General features: G+C 54.5%; 22 protein-coding genes. 9 read left to right on the top strand and 13 right to left on the bottom strand.

The window, feature by feature from the left end; translation table 11 throughout:
- Positions 1-8: 8 nt before the first annotated feature.
- A complete protein-coding gene (locus tag TMES_RS04950; RefSeq protein WP_245835214.1) occupies positions 9-1,244 on the bottom strand; it encodes a class I SAM-dependent methyltransferase in 1,236 nt (411 codons plus the stop codon).
- Between the two features lie 258 nt (positions 1,245-1,502).
- Between TMES_RS04950 and TMES_RS04945 the strand changes: the two genes are divergently transcribed.
- The 7 genes from TMES_RS04945 (at position 1,503) to TMES_RS04915 (ending at position 9,207) form a co-directional block, all read left to right on the top strand.
- Positions 1,503-2,522: an aspartate-semialdehyde dehydrogenase gene (locus TMES_RS04945; RefSeq protein WP_085580121.1), complete on the top strand. Its 1,020-nt coding sequence runs from the start codon at positions 1,503-1,505 to the stop codon at positions 2,520-2,522.
- Positions 2,523-2,750: 228 nt separating this feature from the next.
- The gene (locus TMES_RS04940; protein WP_085580119.1) at positions 2,751-3,701 is read left to right on the top strand and encodes a sugar-binding transcriptional regulator; all 951 of its coding nucleotides are present in this window, start codon (positions 2,751-2,753) and stop codon (positions 3,699-3,701) included.
- A gap of 461 nt (positions 3,702-4,162) precedes the next feature.
- On the top strand, positions 4,163-5,476 hold the full coding sequence (locus TMES_RS04935; RefSeq protein WP_085580117.1) for an ABC transporter substrate-binding protein: 1,314 nt from the start codon (positions 4,163-4,165) through the stop codon (positions 5,474-5,476).
- A gap of 110 nt (positions 5,477-5,586) precedes the next feature.
- Positions 5,587-6,459: a carbohydrate ABC transporter permease gene (locus TMES_RS04930; protein ID WP_085580115.1), complete on the top strand. Its 873-nt coding sequence runs from the start codon at positions 5,587-5,589 to the stop codon at positions 6,457-6,459.
- Between the two features lie 9 nt (positions 6,460-6,468).
- Positions 6,469-7,302, top strand: a complete 834-nt coding sequence (locus TMES_RS04925) for a carbohydrate ABC transporter permease (protein WP_085580113.1) — start codon at positions 6,469-6,471, stop codon at positions 7,300-7,302.
- 40 nt (positions 7,303-7,342) lie between these two features.
- Entirely contained in the window at positions 7,343-8,347 is a 1,005-nt protein-coding gene (locus tag TMES_RS04920; RefSeq protein WP_085580112.1) for an ABC transporter ATP-binding protein, read from the top strand.
- Between the two features lie 89 nt (positions 8,348-8,436).
- Complete coding sequence (locus TMES_RS04915; RefSeq protein WP_085580110.1) at positions 8,437-9,207, top strand: SDR family NAD(P)-dependent oxidoreductase; 771 nt, start codon at positions 8,437-8,439, stop codon at positions 9,205-9,207.
- A gap of 313 nt (positions 9,208-9,520) precedes the next feature.
- On the opposite strand, the gene TMES_RS04910 is transcribed toward TMES_RS04915, so the two are convergent.
- The 7 genes from TMES_RS04910 to TMES_RS04880 form a co-directional block, all read right to left on the bottom strand.
- Positions 9,521-10,759 carry a winged helix-turn-helix domain-containing protein gene (locus tag TMES_RS04910; RefSeq protein ID WP_085581161.1) on the bottom strand — a complete coding sequence of 413 codons (1,239 nt, stop codon included), beginning with the start codon at positions 10,757-10,759 and terminating at the stop codon, positions 9,521-9,523.
- Between the two features lie 166 nt (positions 10,760-10,925).
- Positions 10,926-11,825: a bifunctional methylenetetrahydrofolate dehydrogenase/methenyltetrahydrofolate cyclohydrolase FolD gene (gene folD / locus TMES_RS04905; protein ID WP_085580108.1), complete on the bottom strand. Its 900-nt coding sequence runs from the start codon at positions 11,823-11,825 to the stop codon at positions 10,926-10,928.
- Positions 11,826-11,827: 2 nt separating this feature from the next.
- Entirely contained in the window at positions 11,828-12,154 is a 327-nt protein-coding gene (locus TMES_RS04900; protein ID WP_085580106.1) for a DUF167 domain-containing protein, read from the bottom strand.
- A gap of 36 nt (positions 12,155-12,190) precedes the next feature.
- Positions 12,191-12,481 carry a YggT family protein gene (locus tag TMES_RS04895; protein ID WP_085580104.1) on the bottom strand — a complete coding sequence of 97 codons (291 nt, stop codon included), beginning with the start codon at positions 12,479-12,481 and terminating at the stop codon, positions 12,191-12,193.
- A gap of 143 nt (positions 12,482-12,624) precedes the next feature.
- Complete coding sequence (locus TMES_RS04890; protein ID WP_211275873.1) at positions 12,625-14,316, bottom strand: ABC transporter permease; 1,692 nt, start codon at positions 14,314-14,316, stop codon at positions 12,625-12,627.
- A 9-nt stretch (positions 14,317-14,325) separates the two neighbouring features.
- On the bottom strand, positions 14,326-15,282 hold the full coding sequence (locus tag TMES_RS04885; RefSeq protein ID WP_085580102.1) for an ABC transporter substrate-binding protein: 957 nt from the start codon (positions 15,280-15,282) through the stop codon (positions 14,326-14,328).
- Between the two features lie 16 nt (positions 15,283-15,298).
- Positions 15,299-16,432, bottom strand: coding sequence for an ABC transporter ATP-binding protein (locus TMES_RS04880; protein ID WP_085580100.1), 1,134 nt, complete (start codon positions 16,430-16,432; stop codon positions 15,299-15,301).
- Positions 16,433-16,692: 260 nt separating this feature from the next.
- On the opposite strand from TMES_RS04880, the gene TMES_RS04875 reads away from it, so the two are divergent.
- On the top strand, positions 16,693-17,331 hold the full coding sequence (locus TMES_RS04875; RefSeq protein WP_085580098.1) for a DNA-3-methyladenine glycosylase I: 639 nt from the start codon (positions 16,693-16,695) through the stop codon (positions 17,329-17,331).
- A 281-nt stretch (positions 17,332-17,612) separates the two neighbouring features.
- Here the strand turns inward: TMES_RS04875 and TMES_RS04870 are convergent, their stop codons facing one another.
- From TMES_RS04870 to TMES_RS04855, 4 genes are all read right to left on the bottom strand, one after another.
- Complete coding sequence (locus TMES_RS04870; RefSeq protein ID WP_085580096.1) at positions 17,613-18,584, bottom strand: SMP-30/gluconolactonase/LRE family protein; 972 nt, start codon at positions 18,582-18,584, stop codon at positions 17,613-17,615.
- A gap of 77 nt (positions 18,585-18,661) precedes the next feature.
- Positions 18,662-19,939 carry a TRAP transporter large permease gene (locus TMES_RS04865; RefSeq protein WP_169718834.1) on the bottom strand — a complete coding sequence of 426 codons (1,278 nt, stop codon included), beginning with the start codon at positions 19,937-19,939 and terminating at the stop codon, positions 18,662-18,664.
- Between the two features lie 30 nt (positions 19,940-19,969).
- A complete protein-coding gene (locus tag TMES_RS04860; RefSeq protein ID WP_158091193.1) occupies positions 19,970-20,545 on the bottom strand; it encodes a TRAP transporter small permease in 576 nt (191 codons plus the stop codon).
- Between the two features lie 52 nt (positions 20,546-20,597).
- Positions 20,598-21,629, bottom strand: a complete 1,032-nt coding sequence (locus TMES_RS04855; protein ID WP_085580092.1) for a sialic acid TRAP transporter substrate-binding protein SiaP — start codon at positions 21,627-21,629, stop codon at positions 20,598-20,600.
- 146 nt (positions 21,630-21,775) lie between these two features.
- Between TMES_RS04855 and TMES_RS04850 the strand changes: the two genes are divergently transcribed.
- A complete protein-coding gene (locus tag TMES_RS04850) occupies positions 21,776-22,546 on the top strand; it encodes an FCD domain-containing protein (protein ID WP_143589540.1) in 771 nt (256 codons plus the stop codon).
- Between the two features lie 60 nt (positions 22,547-22,606).
- Here TMES_RS04850 and TMES_RS04845 read toward each other — a convergent pair whose 3' ends face one another.
- Entirely contained in the window at positions 22,607-23,665 is a 1,059-nt protein-coding gene (locus TMES_RS04845; RefSeq protein WP_085581155.1) for a LacI family DNA-binding transcriptional regulator, read from the bottom strand.
- Positions 23,666-23,902 lie beyond the last annotated feature (237 nt).

Genomic DNA, 23,902 nt, shown 5'->3' with positions numbered 1-23,902 from the left:
CCGCAAGATCAATTATGACGATAGCCCGGTTTGGTGAACACAAACTGGCCCACCCGCATGCCACCGCCGCCTTCGCGCGCATCAAACGCGTTGATGCAGCCCGCCAGATAAAATTCCCACATCCGTTTGAACTCGGTATCGTATTTTTCCGGATCAAGCTGATCCTGAATTTTACGAAAGTTCTCGCGCCATGCCATCAAGGTCCGGGCGTAATTATCGCCGGGATGAAAATGGCAGGCTTCCACATCCAGATCGGCCTGTTCGGCGGCTTCAACCACTTCATGGACGGCAGGAATATACCCGCCCGGGAAAATATAACGGTCAATCCACGGCGAGGTAAAATCGGGCCGGGGTTTGATAATGGTGTGGATAACCGCACGACCGCCCGCCTTTAACAGGTGGCTGACTTGCTCGAAATAGGTTTTGAACTGCGGGCGCCCCACATGTTCAAACATCCCCACCGACACCACCCGGTCATAGCGTTCCTTGTTGGCTTCGGCGAAAACCCGGTAATCCTGCAAATGATAATCCAGACCTTCGTGGAAATCGGCAGGCAGTTCGGCCTTGCGTTCCAGCGCCCAGTTATATTGCTCGGTCGACAGGGTAATGCCATGCACTTCGGCACCGGTGGTGCGGCGGATAAACCGGCTTAACCCGCCCCAGCCACACCCAATATCGACAACCCGGGTTCCCGGCTCGGTAATTTGTAACCGGTCGGTGGTCAGGGTCATTTTATGGTGCTGGGCCTCGGCAAGGTTTTGGGCCCCGTCATCCCAGAATGCACAGGAATACTGCATATCCGCGTCAAGAAAGCGGGTATAAAGGTCGTTGCCGATATCATAATGGTGGCGCACACGGCGAGATGCCGCCTCGACCGAGGTAAATTGCGCAATTCGGAATTTGAATGCCTGCAATTTTTCAATCAGCAAGCCAAAGCTGCTGCTGGAATGGCCACCATCAAAATTAAGGCGTAACACGCGAATCAGGTCTTCAAGCTCGCCCGATGTTACATCCAGGCCACCTTGCATATAAACTTCGCCAAACCCCGGATCGGGGCTGAGCGCCATTTTCATGGCATTGGTCCAATTGGGCAATGTCATGGTTGCGCGTGGATCACCGCCATCACCAAGGGCAACCTCGTGGCGGTCATTTACGCGCACAACAAGCGTGCCGCGCGTTACATGTTCGCGAAAAAAATCGAGGACTTTCTTGTCAGTCCAGTTCAATGTCATCGGGTACGTCATAGCCGTCCTTCTCAAGCCGGAAATGCGACAACCCCCAAAATCGCGAAATATCAACCAACATTTCACAACCCCCGTGAGATATAGTGACATATTTCACTGCAATCTCAAGCAGTAAAAACCGAAACCATCCTTGCACGACGCCGCACAAAGCCTTACATCTCGGCCAGCTTACCGGTCGGTTCAGGGTGACCCTATCTAGTTGTTTAGGGAAATCTCCAATGCACAGGCATACCGTACCAAAACAGAAAGAGGCACTTGATGGGTTACAAAATCGCCGTTGTGGGCGCCACTGGCAATGTCGGGCGCGAAATGCTCAACACTCTGGCAGAACGCAATTTTCCCGCCGAGGAAGTCTTTGCGCTGGCCTCGTCGCGCTCGATCGGACGCACAATTTCGTATGGCGATGACGACCTGATTGTCCAGGACGCCGCCCGCTTCGACTTTGCACAAATCGATATCGCGCTGTTTGCCGCAGGCAGCACCACGGCAAAAAACCTGGCCCCGAAGGTTGCCGAAGCCGGATGCGTCGTGATCGACAATTCCAGCTACTGGCGCATGGAACCGGGCATTCCGCTGATTGTGCCTGAAGTTAATGGCGAGGCCCTTGCCGGCTACGCCAAGAAAAACATTATCGCCAATCCCAATTGCTCGACCATCCAGATGGTGATGGCATTAAAACCGCTGCATAATTTGCAGCCGATCAAACGCGTGATTGTGTCGACCTATCAGGCGGTTTCGGGTGCGGGCCGCGCGGCAATGGACGAACTGTTTAACCAGACACGCGGCATTTATGTGAATGACCTTCCGACCAAGGAACAATTCACCAAGCAAATCGCCTTTAACGTCATTCCCCATATTGACGAATTTATGGATGACGGAGCGACCCGCGAAGAATGGAAAATGACGGCGGAAACCCGCAAAATTCTGGACCCTGACATCGCCGTTCACGCCACCTGCGTCCGGGTTCCGGTTTTTGTCGGCCATTCCGAAGCCATTAATATCGAATTTGAAATGCCGGTCACCGTCGAGGAAGCCCGCAAGGCGCTAAAAGCCTTTCCCGGTGTTTCCGTGGTCGATTATCGCCGCGATGAAGGCTATGTCACCCCGCATGAAGTTGCGGGCGAAGATAACGTCTTTATTTCGCGCATTCGCAAAGACCCCAGCATTCCCAATGCCCTGTCATTGTGGTGTGTTGGCGACAATTTGCGCAAAGGGGCTGCCTTGAACGCAGTTCAGATCGCAGAATTGCTGGTCTCGGACTATCTTCCGAAAAAATAACAGCTTTTCTGATCTGGTATCCGTTTCATATGGCCGCTCCCACCGGGGCGGCCATATTGTTTTGTGCCACGCCACATCATTGGCACTGGTCATACCACTTAAAAAGAGCTAGAGAAAATCACTGTCCAGCCTGCGAGATGGGGCTGCAATATCCATCTTCGCGCGATTTGCCCCGATGCAACCTTGACCGTCGCGCAATGCCAACAAAAATAAAATCGGAAGACAGGGATGGTAAAACGTACCCGCAAAGAAGCTGCCCGACTGGATGAAGCCGCCCGTGCGGGTTGGCTGTATTATTGCGCGGGCAACACCCAGGACGAAATCGCCACCAAACTGGGCGTCTCACGCCCCACCGCACAGCGCCTTGTGTCGGCCGCCATCAGCGAAGGGCTGGTTAAAGTGCGGCTGGATCACCCGATTGCCGACTGCATGGAACTGGCGGCCCGCCTGAAAGACCACTATCAGCTTGAACATTGCGACGTGGTGCCAACCGACCCGGCCGCACCCGATGCCATGTTTGGCATGGCGCAGGCTGCCGCCAATGTGCTGGAACGTGTTTTGCAATCGCCGGAGTCCAAGGTGATTGCACTGGGCACCGGGCGCGCCATGCGCAGCATGGTTAATGAAGTTCAGCGCATTGATGCCAGCCACCATAAAATCGTGTCGCTGGTTGGCACCATCGCAACCGACGGTGCCGCCAGCTTTTATGATGCCGTAACCGAACTGGCCGATTTGACCCGCGCCCCGCATTACCCGTTATCGATCCCGGTGATTGTGCCACGCGCCGAACAGCGCAAACCGATGCAGGAACAAGCGCCGATGGATAACATCCTGCATCTGGCCGCAAGGGCGGATGTGAAATTTGTCGGCATTGGTCAGATGGGCGACGATGCCCCGCTTCTGGTTGACGGTTTTATTACTCCGGCCGAATTAAAAAGCCTGCAAGACCATGGCGGCATTGGCGAGCTGATCAGCTGGACATTTGATCGTGACGGACAAATTCTTGACCATGATGTCAATAACCGGGTGACCAGCGCGCCGTTGCAAATTCCCGGTCAAAACACCATCGCCGTTGCCAAGGGTGCAAAGAAAATTGCCGCGATTCGCGGGGCGATGGCGGGGAAATTAATTACATCTCTGATTACCGACGAAGCCACCGCCAAGGCATTGCTGCGCTGATACCCGAAAAATAATCCCGAATAATCAATAAAGCATATTTCTTTTAATAAGACCCATTTTGTTTGTTTTTGGCGTGTCGTTTGGCAAGGCACAGTGCGCTGCGCGATGCGGCGCATCGGGCGAGCGGTGTAACGCCGCCAAACACCGCCAAAAACAAACCCTGCGGGCCGGTGCAGTCTACCGCCTGGCCGCGTCGAAATCCTTGCCCGTAAACCCATTACGCTCTGCGGACTTCTCCTTGCCAGGCTGTAGACTGCATCGGCAAAATGGATCTTATTAAAAGAAACATGCTTTTGCGTAACAAAACCCGCAGTCCATTCCTGCGGGTTTTTCTGTTGCAATGCACAATCGAATTCGGTTGACAAGGATGGTGAAAATTGAGTGAATGTTCACGTCCTGAACAAATGATCAAAATGAGCAACACAGTTTGCTTGACGGGAAAAGTCCTTTTGGGAGGAATTATGAGAAATATTATGGGAGCAGCGCTGTGTGCGCTGTTGGCCGGCGGCGTCGCTTTTGGTGCCAGTGCCGAGACCAAACTGACGATTGCCACGGTTAATAATGGTGACATGATCCGCATGCAGAAGCTGACGGATGACTTCACCAAAAAAAATCCCGATATCTCGCTTGAGTGGGTGACGCTGGAAGAAAATACCCTGCGTCAGCGTGTCACAACCGACATCGCCACCAATAGCGGCCAGTACGACATCATGACCATCGGCACCTATGAAGCCCCGATCTGGGCTAAAAAAGGCTGGCTGGCACCGCTCGAAAATCTGGGCGCTGACTATGACGTCGATGACATTATGCCGTCGATCCGTTCGGCATTAAGCAACGACGACAAGCTGTATGCGGCACCGTTCTATGCCGAAAGCTCGATGATGATGTACCGCAAGGACCTGTTCGAAAAAGCGGGCATCGAAATCAATGGTCGCCTGACTTGGGACCAGACCCTCGACATCGCCAAAAAGCTGAATGATCCGGCAAATGGCGTTTATGGCATCTGCCTGCGCGGTAAAGCGGGCTGGGGCGAAAACATGGCGCTGATCTCGACCATGGGCAATGCCTATGGCGCACGCTGGTTTGATGAAGAATGGAAACCCGAATTCAACGGCCAGGAATGGAAAGATGCCCTGTCCATGTATGTTGACATTCTGGGCAAATACGGTCCTCCCGGTGCAACATCGAACGGGTTTAACGAAAACCTTTCGCTGTTTAATGCGGGCAAATGCGGCATGTGGATCGACGCAACTGTTGCGGCGTCTTTTGTGACCAACCCCAAAGATTCCAAAGTTGCCGACAAGGTTGGCTTTACCGAAGCCCCTTGCGCTGTAACCTGCACCGGTGCCAACTGGCTCTGGGCATGGAACCTGGCGATCCCGGCTTCTTCAAAAAACACCGAAGCTGCTGAAAAGTTCATCGCCTGGGCAACATCGAAATCCTATCTCGAACTGGTTGCCAGCAAAGACGGCTGGGCGAACGTTCCCCCGGGAACCCGTATGTCGCTTTACCAGAACGAAAAATATCTTGATGCCGCCCCGTTTGCCATCAAGACCCTTGCTGCCATCGACAGTGCAGATCCGATCAACTCCACTTTGAAACCCAAACCTTATGTTGGTGTTCAGTTTGCCGCTATTCCTGAATTTCAGGGTATCGGCACCGTTGTCGGCCAGCAGTTTTCCGCGGCACTTGCGGGCCAGGTCACCGTTGACCAGGCGCTGGCAAATGCCCAGGAATCCACAGATCGGACCATGCAGAAAGCTGGTTACTACTGATCTTGATCCTGTAATCTGACCTCCTTGACCTGGTAGACTAGGGTGGCGGCACTTCCGCCACCCCTTTTCTTCCAAAGTCAGTCAAAGACACTGCAAACGGGGAGCGCACCATGTCGACACGGGCCTCGACCCTGGCCGGGCGCGTAATGTCCGCACCGTCGATCATCGCCTTGTTTTTGTGGATGATCGTGCCTTTGGGCATGACAATTTACTTCTCTTTTCTTCGCTATAACCTGCTATCCCCAGGGATGGAGGAATGGATTGGTTTTGTTAATTACAAGTTTTTCCTGACCGACCACGCCTTTTTTGCCTCCCTTGCCAACACCCTGATCCTTGTCGGGTCTGTTCTGGTGATGACCGTTATTGGCGGTATTTTGCTGGGGCTGATGCTCGACCAGCCGATTTTTGGCCGGGGCATTTTGCGTATTTTAGTGATTTCGCCGTTCTTTATTATGCCAACGGTAAATGCGCTGGTCTGGAAAAACCTGTTGATGAACCCGGTTTCCGGCTTTTTTGCGTGGATATCAACATCACTGGGTTTACAACCGATTGACTGGTTTACCCATGCCCCGCTCACGGCCATTATCATTATGGTGGCCTGGCAATGGCTTCCTTTTGCGACGCTGATTTTGCTGACCGCCTTGCAGTCGCTCGATCGCGACCAAAAAGAAGCCGCCCAGATGGACGGGGCCGGACCGGTATCGATTTTCTTTTATATAACCTTGCCGCACCTCAGCCGTGCGATCACGGTTGTGATCCTGATCGAAACCATTTTCCTGCTGAGCGTGTTTGCCGAAATTTTCGTCACCACGGGTGGTGGACCCGGTTTGTCGACCACAAATATCGCCTTCCTCGTCTATACCCAGGCCCTGCTGCAATATGACGTCGGCGGTGCTTCAGCGGGCGGTATCGTTGCTGTCATTCTTGCCAATATTGTCGCGATCTTTCTGGTTCGCCTCATCGGCAAAAACCTGGACGCATAGGGGGCGACAATGGACAGTAAATTCAAAACACCTTTCGGTCAGTTCGCCTATTCGGTCTTTGCCTGGATTGTCGGCCTCACGGTTTTCTTTCCCATCTTGTGGATGGTGCTAACCAGTTTCAAATCCGAACTTGATGCGGTGAACATGCCGCCTCTGTTTTTCGATTTTAACTGGACGCTGGAAAACTATAGCGGAATTCTGGAACAGTCGAACTACTTCAAGTTCGCCATGAACTCGATCATCCTGTCGTTTGGGTCGACCTTTCTTGGCCTGATCTTTGCGGTGACCTGCGCATGGGCCATGGCCTTTAACCCGACCAAACGCACCAAGGATACCTTGCTGTGGATGCTGTCGACCAAAATGATGCCGCCGGTTGGCGTGCTGGTGCCGATCTATCTGGTGTTTCGCGACTGGGGCCTTCTCGACACCCGGTTTGGCCTGATCATGGTTCTGTTTTTAATGAACCTGCCGATCATGGTCTGGATGCTTTACACCTATTTCAAGGAAATCCCCAAAGACATCCTTGAAGCCGCCCGGATGGACGGGGCAACCTTGCCCAAGGAAATTATCTTTGTGCTGTTGCCCATGGCGCTTCCCGGCATTGCATCCACCATGCTGCTCAACATTATTCTCGCCTGGAACGAAGCCTTCTGGACGCTGAACCTTACGACCTCGGATGCAGCCCCGCTGACCGCCTTTATCGCGTCCTATTCCAGCCCCGAAGGGTTGTTCTGGGCAAAATTGTCGGCGGCATCGACCCTTGCGGTTGCGCCCATTCTGATCGTCGGCTGGTTCTCGCAGAAACAGCTTGTCCGTGGTTTGACCTTCGGCGCGGTGAAATAAACCGCCGCCGGACCAAAATATACAAGGAAGGAACACCACAATGGGTGCAATCCGACTGGAAAATGTCAAGAAAACCTTCGGGAATATCGACGTTATTCCCGGTGTTGATCTTGAAATTAATGATGGCGAGTTTGTTGTATTTGTCGGCCCGTCGGGCTGTGGCAAATCCACATTACTGCGCCTGATTGCCGGGCTGGAAGATGTGACCGCCGGCAAGATCCTGATCAACGATGTTGACATGGTCAATGAATCGCCGGCCAAACGCGGCTTGTCGATGGTGTTTCAGTCCTATGCGCTTTATCCGCATATGACCGTTTATAACAACATCGCCTTTGGCCTTAAAATGGCTGGCGAACCCAAGGCCGTTATCGACGAAAAAGTCCGCAATGCTGCTGGCATCCTGAACCTGACCGACTATCTTGAACGTCGTCCGGGTGCGCTTTCGGGCGGGCAGCGCCAGCGTGTGGCAATTGGCCGTGCAATTGTGCGTAACCCGGCCGCCTTCCTGTTTGACGAACCGCTTTCAAACCTTGATGCCTCGCTGCGGGTGAATATGCGCCTTGAAATTACCGGGCTGCATCAGGAACTGAAAACCACCATGATCTATGTAACCCACGACCAGGTCGAAGCCATGACCATGGCCGACAAAATCGTGGTTTTGCAAGCGGGCCGGGTTGAACAGGTTGGCAAGCCGATGGATCTTTACGCCAAACCTGCCAATAAATTTGTCGCTGGCTTTATCGGATCGCCCAAAATGAATTTCATTGAAGGCGATTACGCCAGGGCCCGCAATTGCGCCTGTGTCGGTGTCCGCCCTGAACATTTGCTGCTGAGCACTGAGCAGGGCGAAATTGCCGCAACCGTCAAGATTGCCGAACATCTGGGCGCTGAAACCTATTTGCATGTCAATGCAGACAATATTGGCCCGATGACGGTCCGTGCCACCGGCGAAGTGCCGCTAAGTGGAAATGACCGCGTCTGGTTAACGCCGGACCCCGAACGCATTCACCGCTTCGATGCAAGCGGCAACGCCATTTCGAATTAGGGCTGGTACAAATCCGGACTTTCGGCCGGTAACACAAGCAAAATCCGGCCGGAAGCCTATTTTCCCACTGAGCAAACTGCGAGATCAAAATGTATCTGAAAATGTTCGATCTGACCGGACGCCGCGCCTATGTCACAGGGGGTGGCCGTGCCATCGGTCTTTCCTGCTGCGAGGCACTTGCCGAGGCAGGGGCACATGTGGTTATCGGCGACATCAGTGCAGAAGTTGCCGAAGAAGGCCGCGACTACCTGAAATCCAAAGGTTACGATGCCAGCATCGACCTGATGGATGTCACCAACCCCGACCAGGTTCGCACCAGTGCGGCCAAACAGGCGGAACATGGCGGCATTGACATTCTTGTCAATAATGCCGGGATTGCCCGTTCAGAAACCCCGGCAGAAACCGTGGAAGATGAACATTGGCGCAACGTGATTGACGTTAACCTGAACGGCACGTTCTGGTGCTGCCGCGAGTTTGGCAAACAGATGCTGGACAAAAAACGCGGTGCCATCGTCAATATCGGTTCCATGTCGGGCTTTATCGTCAACAAGCCGCAGGAACAGGCCTATTACAACGCATCAAAGGCAGGCGTTCATCACCTGACCAAATCATTGGCCGCCGAATGGGGGGGCCGTGGTGTTCGTGTAAACGCGGTTGCACCGACCTATATCGCAACGCCGTTGAACGAATTTGTCAAATCAAAGCCGGAAATGTACAACGCCTGGATCAGTGGCACGCCGATGGCACGCCTGGGTGAAACCCACGAAATCGGGTCTGTTGTTTTGTTTCTGGCATCTGATGCCGCAAGCCTGATGACCGGTTCCATTGTTTTGGCTGATGGGGGCTATTCCTGCTGGTAAGGAGGCAGGTTTAGCCGACGATCACGGTCCTGAAACTCATTAGTGATCGGGCCAAAACAACGGATGAACGGGGCGTGGTTGTGGGACCTACGCCCCGTTCGCTTTTAACAGCGACGCACCAAACAACCGCCCGGCCCAAACAAAGCAAACCGGTGGCATCGACTTATGCCAACCTGCACTGATCGAAACCGATCAATGCAGCCCTCAGTCGTCGGGCGGGCTTCTACGAAGCCCTTGCCTTTCGCGGCACAGGCCGCGCGGCGCAGTCGCGCCTAACCAGACCTCCATGGGTCATCCTCATTGAGATCTGGTATTACGCCAATGCCCCTTGTGCGGCAAGGCGTTTGGAAAACCCGTTCATTTGCGTTACCTCCACACCTTCCATATCAAGGAACCGGGCGAGTTGATGCAAATGCACCATTAGCGATGCTGCCACATCATCGCTGTCACAACCTTGTTCAGCATGGGCCGAAAACACCCGCAATACTTTTGCCTGCCGGTCGGCTTTCAAATCCACACGGGCGACAAATTCGCCATTGTGCATAAACGGCAGCACGTAATAGCCAAACTGGCGCTTTTCCGCCGGGGTATAAATTTCGATCCGGTAATTAAAACCAAAGATGCGCTCCACCCGGTCGCGTTCCCACATCACAGGGTCAAACGGCACCATCAGGGCGCTGGGCGCTGACCGACGCCGTATTTTGGCATCAGGTGCGATAAAGCCCGGCTGCGCCCACCCCTCGACCGAGGCCGGAACCAGATCGCCATTTTCAACCATTTCGGCCACCCGTGCCTTGGCATCCTCGTTGGGCAGGCGGAAATATTTTCGTATATCGGCAGTCGTGGCAACACCCATTGCAACAATGCCCCGGGCAATCAATGCCCGCTGGGCCACATCGCGCGGCAATGTCGGCGCGTAGGCAGCATCGCCAATAATACGATGGGGCAAATCGTATTCACGTTCAAACGAACTGCGCCGTTTGCGCGCCATCACCTGCCCGCTCCAAAACAGATATTCCATCGCCGTTTTGGCCTTGGTCCAGCCCCACCACTGGCTGCCGCCTTCGCGGGGTTCTTCATTAAGTGCGCTGGCGGCAGTCGTTCCTTCGCGCTCCAGATGGCGCAGCAAACTGGCAACAAAATCGGGTTCTTCGCGCGCAATCCGCGCCATGCGGCCCCACATGCCCTCGCCGCGCAGGGCATCTTCCATCCGCCAGCGATAAAGCGGGTAATCCTCGACCGGGATCAACGATGCCTCATGGCCCCAATATTCAAACAGTTTACGTTGCTTTGCCGTGCCCCAGCTAAGCTGGTCCAGCAATTCACGGTCATAAATGCCAAGGCGGGAAAATACCGGCATATAATGCGCGCGGCTAAGCACATTCACGCTGTCAATTTGCAGCATGTTGGACTTGCGGATCATCTTCATAATCCGGCGGCGATCTACAGCTCGGTCCGGGTCTGGCGTCTCAAAGCCCTGCCCGGCCAACGCCAGATGACGCGCCTGTTTGGCCGAAATCGAAACGGGTTTTATCGCACTCACATCAGGCATGGCATCCCCAAACAATTCTTATTTCGATCCTGCGATCAATTACTTGAGCCAATGCTACCACACCGCACTGACAATTTTGGCAGGAGCTTTTCCGTTTTTGTTCTTCCGCGCGACCATAAAAAAAGGCGGGCACCGCTGCCCGCCTCAAAAATCGTAATAACTCTTATCAGCCGCCAAAACCCAGCTTGGGCGGCGTCACGCCATTGGCGCGACACGCTGCGATCAGGGTGTTATTGAGCAAGCAGGCAATGGTCATCGGGCCGACACCACCGGGAACCGGTGTAATGGCACCGGCAACCTCAACCGCGCTGGCAAAGTCAACATCGCCCACCAGTTTCATTTTGCCGTTTTCGCCTTCAATGCGGTTAATGCCCACATCAATCACAGTCGCCCCCTTGGCGATCCAGTCGCCGGTAATCATGTTGGGGCGGCCCACAGCGGCAATCACGATATCGGCACGGCGTACTTCTTCGGCCAAATCGCGGGTGCGCGAATGGGCGATGGTCACGGTGCAGTTTTCTTTCAACAGCAACTGCGCCATCGGCTTGCCAACAATATTGGACCGGCCCACAACAACCGCGCGTTTGCCCGACAAATCACCCAGCGTATCTTTAAGCAACATCAGGCAGCCATAAGGCGTGCAAGGGGCAATACCATCGCCGCCGGTTGCCAGCGCACCGGCATTGATAATGTGAAAACCATCCACATCCTTGGCCGGGTCAATTGCGGCGAGAACGGCGTTTTCATCAATATGTTTGGGGACGGGCAACTGGCACAAAATGCCATGCACCTTGGGGTCGTTATTTAACTGGGTAATAATTGCCAGCAAATCTTCCTGGCTGGTTGCCGCCGGAAGTTTGTGTTCATAGGAATTCATACCGCATTCAAGGGTTTGTTTGCCCTTGTTGCGCACATAAACCTCGCTGGCCGGGTCTTCCCCCACCAAAACAACCGCCAAACCGGGAACAACGCCGTGTTCGGCTTTCAGCTTGGCAACTTCGCTGGCGATATCGCCGCGCAGTTTTGCAGCAAATGCTTTGCCATCAATAATTTTTGCACTGCTCATGTCTAATCCTCGCCCGTCCATTGATTGATTTGCGCTACGATCTGCTGTGCATCGCCAGAAATGACCAGCACCTTGTTCCGGTCGGTCTGACCACTGACAATGGCAATGGCTGATTTGGGCCATTTGGCCGTTTTTGCCAGCAGCTTGACCAGCGCGTCGTTTGCTTTGCCGTTTTCCGGCACGGTTGTCACGGTGGCCTTCAGGCGGTTCTGCCCGTCCGCATCTTGCTGCGATCCGCCAATGCCGTTGCGCGATGCCTTGGGTGTCAACCGAAGATAAAGCCTGACACCCTTGCCATCTGGCAGAATTTCAAATGCGAATTTTGCCATGATCAGCGGGCCGTTGCCAGCATCGAAAAGGAACCGTTAATAGATCAACGGGGCAAGCAATTCGAACATCAGGCTTTTAATAAAGCTCAGCAGCAAAATCAGCACGATCGGCGACAGGTCAATGCCACCCATATTGGGCAAAATCGCCCGGATCGGCCGCAAGGCAGGCTCGGTAATACGATACAGAAAATCCCCGACCATATAGACGAAACGGTTACTGGTGTTGATGACGTTAAATGCTACCAGCCAGCTCAGGATCGCCTGAAGAATCAGACACCAGATATAAAGGCTGATAACTGTGCTTATCAGCATCAGGACAGACTGCATTACCGCTCCTTCTTGTTGTCGGGCCCGTATGGGTGACGCAAACCAATTCACCGCGAAAGTAATGACAAGGACACACTGGCGCAAGCGCCAAGCCACCTAAACGGGCGGATTTGGTCAATTTTCCCTGTATTTCCAATCAAAAATCAGAACAAGCGGCCCTGTTTGCGCGCCCAGATCGCCACCGCAACGGGAATGGTCATGGTTATGGCAATTGCCATCACGCTCATTGCCATGCCCATACCAACCGATCCCTGTTCAAATTGCCGCCAGATAAACAACGCCACGGTTTTTGTGCCAATCGGGGCCAGCAAAATGGTTGCCACCAGTTCGCGTGCTGCCACCGCAAAAACCAGCAACATCGCCGCGAGAATACTGGGAAATATCAGCGGCATTAAAATGCGGAAAAACACCTTTATGCCCCCGGCCCCGGCCACCCGTGCCGCATCTTCCAGGCTGACACTAACCTGGCGCAGGGCCGCATTGGCATAACGCACCGGATAGGGCAGCAACAAACAGCAATAGGCCAGAACCAGAATGCCAATGGTATTATAAGGCGTTATCGGCAACCACGGCTGGTTCCACGCCAGGATAAGCCCCACGGCAACCACAACACCGGGAATGGTGTTGGGCATCAGGGTTAAAAAATCGAGGATGCGCGATGAAACCGTGCGCTGACGCACCACGACATAGGCGGTCATGGTGCCCAATATGCCGGTAATTAACGCAGCACCCAGCCCCAGTAACAGGCTGGTGCCCAGGGCTTCCATCGCGCCGCCGGAATTGGCAAAAATTTCGGCGAAATTATCGGTCGAAAAGTTATCTGCCGCCAATCCGCCGGAAATGGTCCGGGTGGAGGCCGTTAAAACCACCGACAGGATTGGCATTGCCGCGCTCAAAAAGCCAATCACGGCAAAAAATACCACCACCGGTATCCGCCATGCGCCCAGTTCAGCCGGTCGCATGGCTCCGGGTTTGCCCGAAACGGTTTGAAAATCGCGGCGCGAAACAATGCGGTTTTGCACCATAAATGCCACCATCGCGATTAAAACCAGAATAACCGACAATAACGACGCACCGGGCAAATCAATTGGATAATCCGACAGGCGTTGTTCAATGCCAGTCACCAGCACCAAAAAACCGCTGCGCGCCGCCAGGGCCGCCGGGGTGCCAAATTCTTCAATCGCCATGGCAAAAACCAGAAGCAGACTGGCGGCAATAGCAGGCGTGGTCAGCGGCAGCGTAATGCGCCAAAAGGACCGCATCGGCGGGCAGCCCGCCACACGGGCCGCCTCAAGGTAGCGCCCGCCAATGGACGCCACCATGCGCGACACAGCAAAATAAACAACGGGAAAAACATTCAGCGTCATAACAAACACGACGCCCCAGAATGAAAAAAGAAAACCGCCGAAATTAATGCCGGTTATCTGTTCCAGATAGCCGCGTGGCTGCAACGCCATGATCCAGCCAAGGGCGGCAATATAGGGCGGGATGGTAAAGGGCACCAGAAACACCACATCCCACAGCCCGGCAAAGGGAATGCGAAACAGGCCGCGTAAAACCCCCAAAGGCACGGCGACAAGGGCCGAAACCAGCACCACGCTGCCACCCAGCATCAAGGTGTTCAGCGTCCAGTGGAACAGATGTTTGTCAAACAGGGTTTCAACAAACCGCGAAAACGGGTTGGCAAAAATGCCCCGTGCAATATCGGGAAAAACAGCCTGCAAAATGACAAAAAGCAGCGGAAACGCCACCAATACGGCCAAAACAGGGGCAACGGCGGCAAATATCATGCCGCCGTTGCCAAATACCCGTGCTGTAAGATGTTTCAGGCGCACAACAGGCCTTTATTCCATGCCAAAAGTTTTGGCGAAGTGATCGAGAACCGCTTTACGGTCGGTTTTCGGATCGACTTCCAGAATTTTCAGATCAGCAATCAAAGGGCGATCTGCTTTGACATCGGAACGGGCCGGCATCAACTGGGTTTTTGCCACCAAGGCTTGACCGGCATCGGACAAAACATAATCGATGAATTTTTTAGCTTCGTCCTGATGGGCCGATGTTTTCAAAATCATCATCGGGCGCGGGGCAATCACGGTGCCACTTTTCGGGAACACTACTTCGATTGACTCACCCTTGGCCGCCTGCGCCAGACCAATATAATCAACCGCACCAAAAACAACGGCCTTGGCACCCTGCAAAACCGGGTTCAACGCCTGGGCATTGGCACCAGGAACAATCATTTTGTTTGCCGCCAAACCATCAAACAGTTTCCAGCCCAGATCCGGCTGTGATGTCAGCGCGGCGACCAGTTCATAGGCCGAGCCGGACTGTGCCGGGTCGGGCATCGTGATCAGATCTTTATATTCCGGCTTGGTCAGATCGGTCCAGTCTTCGGGTTTCGGCGTGCCACTTTTCGGGTTCCAGGCAATCGCCAGGGCCGAAATGCCCTGTGCCACATACCCCGGACCTTTCAGAAAGTCGGGAACGTTTTTGGCGTTGGCACTGGTGTAATCGAGCAGCATGTCTTTTTTGGCAAAGCTGGTCGCGGTTTTCCACGATGCCGAAACAACCACATCGGCCATCGGGTTGGATGATTCAGCTTCCAGACGGGCCATCACCTTGCCGGTGGTTGCCTGAAACACATTTACATCAATGCCGCTTTCATCCTTGAAACCAGCGGCCAGCTTTTCAATCAGGCTTCCGGGACCGGCGGTGTAAACCGTCACACTTTGCGCCATGGCCGTGCCGGAAAGGGCCAGACAGGCAAAGCCTGCCAGCAGAACAGTCTTAAAGCTTTTCATCGTAGATATCCCCATTTTACGAGTTATGTGTAGGGTGGGTCTGCACGTCTTCGTGCGGGTACCAAAAGGCCCGGTCCCACGAAATATCGAGGTCGTGAATAGTGCCCTCGCCAAGGCGGGTGGTGCTGAACATTTCCAGCGCAATATCGTGGTCAAACCGCATTTGAACGGCATAACCGTCACCGCGAAACATGCTGTGAACAACGGTACCGCTAATCGCATTGCCGCTGGCAACCCCGCCGCCCGTGCCCGATGCGACAAGGGCCGAACGCGGCAAAAACAAATCGCCCGTGCGGCTGCCATTAACCAGCCCGGCGGGCGGGCTTAACCGATGCATCCCCCCCCGGATCACCAGATCGCCATTGCTGACTTCAGCAGGCAAAACCAGCCCCAGCTTTAAAAAATCAACAACGATGGGCGAGGACGGATTGCCCACCAGTTGTTCCGGCGCATCGATTTGCAAAATGTTACCGCTGTGCAAAATCGCCACCCGGTCGGCAATGGCAAAGGCTTCGCCATGATCATGGGTGACATACACCGCCGTCATGCCCAGTTTGCGCAGCAAAGACGCAATATCGACCACCAGGCTTTCGCGCAATTCGCGATCCAGGTTGGATAAGGGTTCGTCAAATAAAACAAGGCGCGGACGCGATACAATGGCACGCGCCAGTGCCACGCGTTGCTGCTGCCCGCCCGATAACGTTCCCGGTTGCCGGTCAGCCAAATGACCAAGGCCAACCAGACCCAAAGCCTCGGCAATGCGGCTGTCGCGTTCGGCCCGGCCAATGCCCTGCATTTCCAATGGAAAGCCCACATTTTGCGCCACTGTCATATGCGGCCACAGGGCATAATCCTGAAACACCATGCCAATCGACCGGCGTTCGGGCGGCACAAACGCACCACCGCGGGCATCGGCCACCAGTTGATCGCCAATATGGATTGACCCGGTGGTCGGGCGCGATAACCCGGCCAGCAGGCGCAATAATGTGGTCTTGCCACAGCCCGACGGCCCCAAAAGGGCAACCACTTCGCCCGGTGCAACCCGCAGATCAATGGTTTTAAGCACGGTATTGCTGCCGAAACGTTGGGAAACGCCGGTCGCAATCACCGGTGAACCGGTTTGCAAGGTGGAATTTTCAGCACTGACCATGGGGGCGATACGGACTTTTTTGTTTAATAACCGCCCAAGGATTTATCATGCCGAAATTGTTTCAATTTTTAATATTCAGTTGCATTTTGATTGCAGATTTATGTCAACCCCGCCCGCGGGCGCACAACTGCACAGCATTTGAGCAGCCCTGTATATTGGCGGGTTGAACAATCGTGAATTTGGCCCTGTTTTAGCCCCTTAATATTGTTATGCTGTGCCCCCGTTTACCCCTGTGTACCCCCGACCAAGGCACGCCAACCATGACCGACAGCGTAAAGCAGACCCCGCCCCTGGCAAACGCAGACAAACCTGCCACACGGGCGGAGCCACCACGCTGCCAATGGGCCTTAACCCATATCGATAAGCCGTTTTATGTTGCCTATCATGATCACGAATGGGGAAGCCCGGTGCATGATGACCGGCATTTTTTTGAAATGCTGATATTGGAAGGCGCACAGGCGGGGCTAAGCTGGCTGACAGTGTTATCGCGCCGCGATCAATACCGCGCTGCTTATGATAACTTCGATGTGCAAAAAGTCGCTGCCTATGACGATGCCAAACAGGCCGAACTGCTGGCCAATCCCGGCATCATTCGCAACCGGCTGAAGGTTGCCAGCAGTGTGGGCAATGCCAAGGTATTCCTGCAAATTGTCGCGGAATTTGGCAGCTTTGATGCTTATGTCTGGCGCTTTGTCGGCGGGGCGCCCATCATCAATCACTGGCCTGGGCACAACGATGTTCCGATCACCACCGATGTTAGCGATGCGCTATCGAAAGACCTAAAAAAACGCGGCATGCGGTTTGTTGGGTCCACCATCATCTATTCGTTTTTGCAGGCAACCGGGCTGATCATGGATCACACCACCAATTGTTACCGGTATCGCGACCTAAGCACCTGAAATCAGCCCTGTCATCCTAGAGCATATTTCCTTTAATAAGACCCGTTCTGCCCGCGCATTCTGCTGCTCGACAAGGAGAAGTCCGCAGGGCGTAACGGGATTACGAACAAGGATTTCGACGTAGCCGTGCAGCAGAATGCGCGGGCCCATAGGGTTTAATTTTGACGGCATTTGGCGGCGTTACACCGCTTGCGCGATGCGCCGCATCGCGCGGCACGCTGTGCCTTGCCAAACGGCACGTCAAAATCAAACAAAATGGGCCTTATTAAAGGAAACATGCTCTAGCCCCAATGCCAATGCACCGGCGGCATTCCGGCAACAGGGGAGCGAAAGCTGGCAATTTTTCCGTCATGAAGGCAGCCCAGATAAACCGTTCGCAAATCAGGCCCGCCAAATGCCACGCTGGAAACATTGGCAAGGAAACGCCCCCGCGATTCTGACATGTGCTCAGGCCCAAAACGACCGGCAAGGAATTCCTCCTCGACGAACTCAACCCGTTCAGGATCACTGTCTTCGAGCAAAATTTGCGGCTCCTCACCGGGGACGACCCGGATCAGCCGGTTGCTGATCACACTGGTCAGCCAGATCGCCCCGGTACTGTCAAAGGTCAAACCATCGGGGAAGGTCCCATGGCCAAAACTTGCCACAACCTCGCGCGTGCCTAACGTACCATCGGCGCGCAATGCCAACCGCGTCAGGCGACGGCCAAACGTTTCATTCACATAAAGCCATTCCCCTGCCGGATCGATGGCGACCTCGTTGGTAAACCCGAAACCATCCGCCACGATCCGGGTGCCGTGCTGGTCGGCGACAAAAACAAAGCCGTCATCGGCATCAAGCCGATTGGCGCGCGTGCGTGGCTGTAACCGGGTGCTAACCGTGCCCCAAATCCGGCCTTGCGCATCAACGGCGACAAAATTACACGGCAACAGGGGTTCGCCATCGGCCTCGGTAATAAAAGGCGTTGCCTGCCCGTCCGGGGTCATCCGCCAGATGCCGCCGCTATCGGCCAGATTAGCCGCAAGGAACGACCCGTCGTGCATCAGGGCAATGCCGTTTGGCAACAGCGCGGACGTGCCCGGTGCTTTTGGCACGCCAATAAAGGATTGCTGACCATCCGCGCCCAATCGGACGATCCCGCCGCGCCAGTCACATACAAAGACGGATCCCGACGCCGTGGCCAAAACGCATTCCGGGCGTTCAAGCCCTGAGCCAAGATAGGTTAAACGGGACGGATCGATTGGAAATGACATGGTTCGGGTAACCTCGCAAAATTCACGCAAAGAATTGAGGACAAAATGACACGCAGTGAAAGTGTTTTAACTAGCGCCTAACGATACAAAGCCGTTGGCAGCCACATTGAAAATTGCGGCACAAAAGTTACCAGCATCAGCACGATCAACAGCGGAACAAGGAAGGGCATGGTGGCACGCGCCGATTGCTCGAAGGTGACGTTAGAGACCTTGGCAAGCACATAAAGCACCATGCCAACTGGCGGGGTTAACAGGCCGATCATTAAATTTAGCACCATGATCACGCCGAACTGCACCGGATCCACGCCAACGCCAACCGCAAGCGGCAACAAGACCGGCACCAGAATTGTGATTGCCGCCACCGTTTCCATGAAACAGCCCACCACAAACAAAATCAGGTTGATCAGCAGCAAGACCGCGATCTTGTTGTCGGTCGTCATCGAAATCATATGCGCAAATTGCTCGGGCACGCGATTTTCGGTCAAAATCCACGAAAAGATCGACGCGCTGGCGACAACAAACAAAATAACAACGGTGGTTTCCATCGATTCCCGGCTGACCGCGACAAAGCTTTTCCAGCTCAGATTGCGATAAACCACGGTCCCCAGAAACAAGGCCCAGGCAACGGCGGCAATTGCGGCTTCGGTCGGGGTGAAAATACCCAGCAAAATGCCGCCCACAATCAGCAATGGCGTAATCAGCGACAGGAACGCGCGCGAAAAACTATGGGCCAAAAGGCGCAAGGCAAACTTGTTGGCCGGGGTATAACCACGCTTTCGCGCATACCACGCGACCATAACCATCAGGGCTGCGGCCATCAAAAGGCCCGGCACCATGCCTGCGGCAAAAAGCTGCCCGATCGAGGCCGAGGCCAGAACCCCGTAAATCACCATTGGCAAACTGGGCGGAATAAGCGGCCCTATTGTCGAGGATGAGGCGGTGATCCCGATTGAAAAGTCGGTATCATAGCCGGCATCGCGCATCGCCTTGATCTCGATTGCCCCAAGGCCGCCGGCATCGGCAACCGCTGCCCCTGACATGCCGGCGAACAAAACCGATGCCCCGACATTCACATGCCCCAACCCGCCGCGCATCCAGCCCACGACGGCGGTTGCAAATCCAAAAATCCGCTCGGTAATCCCGGTCGAATTCATCAGATTACCCGCCAGAATGAAAAACGGCACAGCCAGCAAGGGAAAGGAATCAACACCGCCGACCATCCGGTGAATAACCACCAGCCCCGGAATATGTCCGGAAACCAGAATATAAATCAGCGACGATCCCGCCAATGACAGGCCAATGGGCAAGCCCAGAAAAATGAACACCGCCAACGCAGCAAACAAAAGAATAATCAACGGAAGGTCTCCCGAAAAGCGTGGCGTGGTTCAGCGTTCGCTGTAGCGTTGCCTGATATTGCGGCGCGCGATAACAAGGGTCCGCACGGTCATCGCGCCAATGCCGACAGCAACTGCCCAATAAACGATCCCCATCGACATATTGATGGACGTCATGGGCTGGTTGCCCATCGCATTGGCCAGCTTGATCGCGAAATAGGTCAGCGCCCCAAGAATGACGATGCTGATCAGGTCAATCAGCGCGTGCATCACACGGCGGACCGGGGCGGCAACAATCGTATGAAAATAGGTCATGTTGACATGGGCATGACGCCTGACCGCCGCTGCCGCCCCGATAAAGGTCATGCCGATCAAAAGATAGCGGCCAATTTCCTCGGTCCAGCCAAAGGAATCGTTTAAGACATAGCGGGTAAAGAACTGCAAAAAAATGACCGCCCCGGTCGCCCAGAAAAGCCCCAGCCCCACCATATCCTCAACCCCGAGGCGGGGTTGTGGCGCATCCTGACCAGCGTCCATTCCGTCTGTTTCACCCGATATCGCAAATGGCGGTTCGGGGTGCCCCCGCTCCAGGAGCGAGGACACAGGCGTGCTTTTTTTGTCGTCCATTTCCATTACCCCGGCACATTCCCAAAAGATCTCGCACCATTGACCGCCATAATCAGGTGATCAACTGCACTTTTTCATAATCGGACTTGCTCCACGGCACGTTATCGCCGGTCAGTTCCGGGATCATCTTTTTGCGGAAGGCTTCGCGATCAACGTCATCAACCGAAACATTGTATTTTGTCTTGAAGTCGTTAATCAGCGACATTTCGGTGGCACGCACCTCGTCGGTGCATTTCGCCATCGCTTCATCGAAAACCTGCGAAAATATCTGCTTGTCTTCGTCTGAAAGCTGCGACCACAACGAAGAACTCGTCATCGCGACCAGCGTATCAATCATATGGCCGGTTAGCGCGATATGCTTTTGAACTTCATAGAATTTCTGGGCAAAAATCGTTGGTAACGGGTTTTCCTGACCATCGACCACACCTTGTTGCAGGGCCAGATAAACCTCGGAAAAAGCAATCGGGGTCGGGTTGGCACTGACCGAGCGCGGAAAAAGCAGGTAAAGCGGCACATTGGGAACGCGGAGCTTCAGCCCCTTCATGTCATCGGGTTCGACGATTTTCTTGTTCGATGTGACATGGCGTAACCCGTAATAAACCGTGCCAACAACATTCAGGTTCGAGCGGGTGTTAAATTCGGCCGTTACCTGTTTGCGCATGTCGCTGTCGCGATAGGCGGCCCAATGATCGAAATCGCGGAACATATAAGGCCCGCTGATCAGAGCCATCGGCCCATAGGCACGGCTGGCCGTCGGGCTGCCGGTAAAGCCCATATCAATCGTGCCAAGGGTCAAACCTTGATAAATCTCAACCTCGCCGCCGAGCGAGGATGACGGGAACACATTGATTTTGTAACGACCCCGGGTTTTCTCAAGAATTTGATCGGACGCCCACAACACCCATTTATGGAAGGGTTGGCTATCATTAAAGATATGGGCGAATTTTACTTCCTGGGCTGCGGCAAAGGCCCGGGTGCTGAAGCTGCTCGCGGCAAAGGTTGCCGCCGCCGCCATCCCGGCCCCTTTTAAAAACTGACGCCGCCCGACGCCCCAAACAGACCCGTTCCGGTTTTCTTTAGACATGAATTCCTCCTGTGTTATTTTTTACCTGCGTCATACTTCTTGTATTTTTCGCATGTCCCTCTGGTTTACCAGCGGTGTTTGAGGTACACTAACAGCGACCTATCAGATAGGTCAACAGGCAAAAAGAAGAGACCTGAAGGTTTGATATGAAAACACGCAGACAACCGAAGATGAATGAAGCGGCTTCTGCTTCTGGCAAGGCATTGCCGGAACGTCGGGTCAAGCGCCAACGCCTGCACGAGCAGGTCGCCTTGCAAATCGAAGACATCATTCGCGACAATTACAAACCGGGTGATCCGCTGCCATCCGAACGGGAATTCATGGAGTTGTTCGATGTCGGGCGCTCTGCCGTGCGCGAGGCGCTGACCTTGCTATCGCGCATGGGGCTGGTTGTGGTGCGCAACGGCGAAAAGGCGCGGGTTGCAGAACCAACGGCCAAGGCCATGATCGACGATTTATCGGGGGTGGCGCGCCTGCTGCTTGCCGATGCCGAGGGCATCCATCATTTTCAGGAAGCGCGTGCCTTACTGGAAATCGGGCTGGTCCGAATTGCCGCACAGCAAGCCAGCGACAAGGATTTGCAGGTTTTGCGCGCATTGCTAGATGACAATCGCGATTCCCAGGACGATTCCGAAGCCTTCCTGCGCAGCGACGAAGCCTTCCATATTGCGATTGCCAAAATCGGGGGCAACCCCATTTTTACCGCCGTTTATACCGGGGTCGTCGAATGGCTTGATGATCAGCGTAATATTTCGGCCAAATCGCTGGACGGCAACCGGACGGCATATCAGGCGCATGAAAAAATCTATGCGGCAATTGCCGCCCACGACCCGGTCACAGCCGAACAGGCAATGGAAGACCACCTGACCGCCGTTGCCGAACGCTATTGGCGAATGAAGGCAATTATCGAAGCATAAAAGCACGATTTGATGAAGGACGACAGGGCACGCATGGCGGGTTGATCAACCGCCCTGCTGTCAAGAAGCAGGGGTGTCTGTGCTGCTGCCACGAACCAGCAACCGGGTTTTTAACAAAACCGGTTCTGCCACATTTTCGCCCGCCAGCGCCAGTTCGGCAGCAATCCGGCCTTTTTCAACCGAATTTTGCGCTACACTGGTTAGCGGCGGCGTGGTGCGGGCACCGCGCGCAACACCATCAATCCCGACCACCCGCACCTGGCCTGGCACGGCACAGCCAATATCGGCCAGTCCTTCCAGAGCGCCAATGGCAATGACATCAGACATTGCCAGAATACCGTCTATGTCGGGAAATTCGGCCATCATTGCCACCACCTGCGAACGCACATTTTCCGACAGGTTTTCACATTCAATATGCACAATATCGGCAACCGATAGCCCGGCATCGCGTAACACGGCGTGATATCCCGCCAGCCGTTCGCGCACCACCCGATGGCTGACCGAGCCGCGCCTGCGCGCATCCATCAGGCCAAACTGGCCTGCCTCATCGGCCTGAAGCGACAAAATGGCAAATTTGCGCGCCCCGCATTCCAGCAAATGCCGGGCCGCAGTTGCCGCCCCTTCAAAATCGTCCAGCACCACCGTCGCCGTGGCCCCGACAATGTCGGTATCAATGCCAACCATGGGCAAATTACGCCGCCGAATGGCGGAAATAATGTCGTTATCATCCGAATAACAATGCACTAAAAACGCATCTACCGCCGCATTGTTGACTGCCGAAACCGCCTGTTCATGGTTTTCGGCCGAAATGATCATCATATTGACCGCCTGGCGGGCACATTCGCGACCAATGCCACGCAGAAGCTCGATCGCAACCGGGTCGCTAAAAGCATATTCAAGGTTATCGGGGAAAACCACACCCAGCGCGCCCGCCTTGCCAGTGCGCAACATGCGCGCCATAACATGCGGCCCGCGATAGCCCAGCTCGCTGGCGACGGCCAATATCTTTTCGCGCAATTCATCGCGCACCAGTTGCGGTTTGCCAAAGGCATTCGACGCTGTTCCCTGGGATACACCCGCAGCCCTGGCGACATCCACCAACCGAACCCGTTTGCCCATATGCCGATATTCTCCCGGTTTATGATCGTCGCTTTGCAACAAAACGATAGCACATTCGATGACATTTTTTTGAATCGGTTCATCATGATATTGACAGATGCCACTTTGCACCGCCACACCACATTCATTGAATCGATTCATTCCGGTTCAAACAGGCAGTTTTCCCCTTCGCAATTTGCCGATACACAATTTGCCCACCCGCGCGCTGGTTGGTGTTTGCGGTTTTCCCGGCAATTT

It is taken from the genome of Thalassospira mesophila (assembly GCF_002115755.1).
GTDB classification, from domain to species: Bacteria; Pseudomonadota; Alphaproteobacteria; order Rhodospirillales; family Thalassospiraceae; genus Thalassospira; species Thalassospira mesophila.
Note: the sequence above shows the minus strand (reverse complement) of the source record. Positions and strands in the feature narration are given on the sequence as shown.

Coding starts and splice junctions, on each gene's coding strand:
- TMES_RS04940 (WP_085580119.1), top strand. CDS start 2,751: ATGGTAAAACGTACCCGCAAAGAAGCTGCCCGACTGGATGAAGCCGCC.
- TMES_RS04855 (WP_085580092.1), bottom strand. CDS start 21,629: ATGTCTAAAGAAAACCGGAACGGGTCTGTTTGGGGCGTCGGGCGGCGT.
- TMES_RS04950 (WP_245835214.1), bottom strand. CDS start 1,244: ATGACGTACCCGATGACATTGAACTGGACTGACAAGAAAGTCCTCGAT.
- TMES_RS04885 (WP_085580102.1), bottom strand. CDS start 15,282: ATGAAAAGCTTTAAGACTGTTCTGCTGGCAGGCTTTGCCTGTCTGGCC.
- TMES_RS04845 (WP_085581155.1), bottom strand. CDS start 23,665: ATGGGCAAACGGGTTCGGTTGGTGGATGTCGCCAGGGCTGCGGGTGTA.
- folD (WP_085580108.1), bottom strand. CDS start 11,825: ATGAGCAGTGCAAAAATTATTGATGGCAAAGCATTTGCTGCAAAACTG.
- TMES_RS04935 (WP_085580117.1), top strand. CDS start 4,163: ATGAGAAATATTATGGGAGCAGCGCTGTGTGCGCTGTTGGCCGGCGGC.
- TMES_RS04860 (WP_158091193.1), bottom strand. CDS start 20,545: ATGGACGACAAAAAAAGCACGCCTGTGTCCTCGCTCCTGGAGCGGGGG.
- TMES_RS04850 (WP_143589540.1), top strand. CDS start 21,776: ATGAAAACACGCAGACAACCGAAGATGAATGAAGCGGCTTCTGCTTCT.
- TMES_RS04910 (WP_085581161.1), bottom strand. CDS start 10,759: ATGCCTGATGTGAGTGCGATAAAACCCGTTTCGATTTCGGCCAAACAG.
- TMES_RS04900 (WP_085580106.1), bottom strand. CDS start 12,154: ATGGCAAAATTCGCATTTGAAATTCTGCCAGATGGCAAGGGTGTCAGG.
- TMES_RS04925 (WP_085580113.1), top strand. CDS start 6,469: ATGGACAGTAAATTCAAAACACCTTTCGGTCAGTTCGCCTATTCGGTC.
- TMES_RS04915 (WP_085580110.1), top strand. CDS start 8,437: ATGTATCTGAAAATGTTCGATCTGACCGGACGCCGCGCCTATGTCACA.
- TMES_RS04920 (WP_085580112.1), top strand. CDS start 7,343: ATGGGTGCAATCCGACTGGAAAATGTCAAGAAAACCTTCGGGAATATC.
- TMES_RS04870 (WP_085580096.1), bottom strand. CDS start 18,584: ATGTCATTTCCAATCGATCCGTCCCGTTTAACCTATCTTGGCTCAGGG.
- TMES_RS04945 (WP_085580121.1), top strand. CDS start 1,503: ATGGGTTACAAAATCGCCGTTGTGGGCGCCACTGGCAATGTCGGGCGC.
- TMES_RS04930 (WP_085580115.1), top strand. CDS start 5,587: ATGTCGACACGGGCCTCGACCCTGGCCGGGCGCGTAATGTCCGCACCG.
- TMES_RS04880 (WP_085580100.1), bottom strand. CDS start 16,432: ATGGTCAGTGCTGAAAATTCCACCTTGCAAACCGGTTCACCGGTGATT.
- TMES_RS04895 (WP_085580104.1), bottom strand. CDS start 12,481: ATGCAGTCTGTCCTGATGCTGATAAGCACAGTTATCAGCCTTTATATC.
- TMES_RS04875 (WP_085580098.1), top strand. CDS start 16,693: ATGACCGACAGCGTAAAGCAGACCCCGCCCCTGGCAAACGCAGACAAA.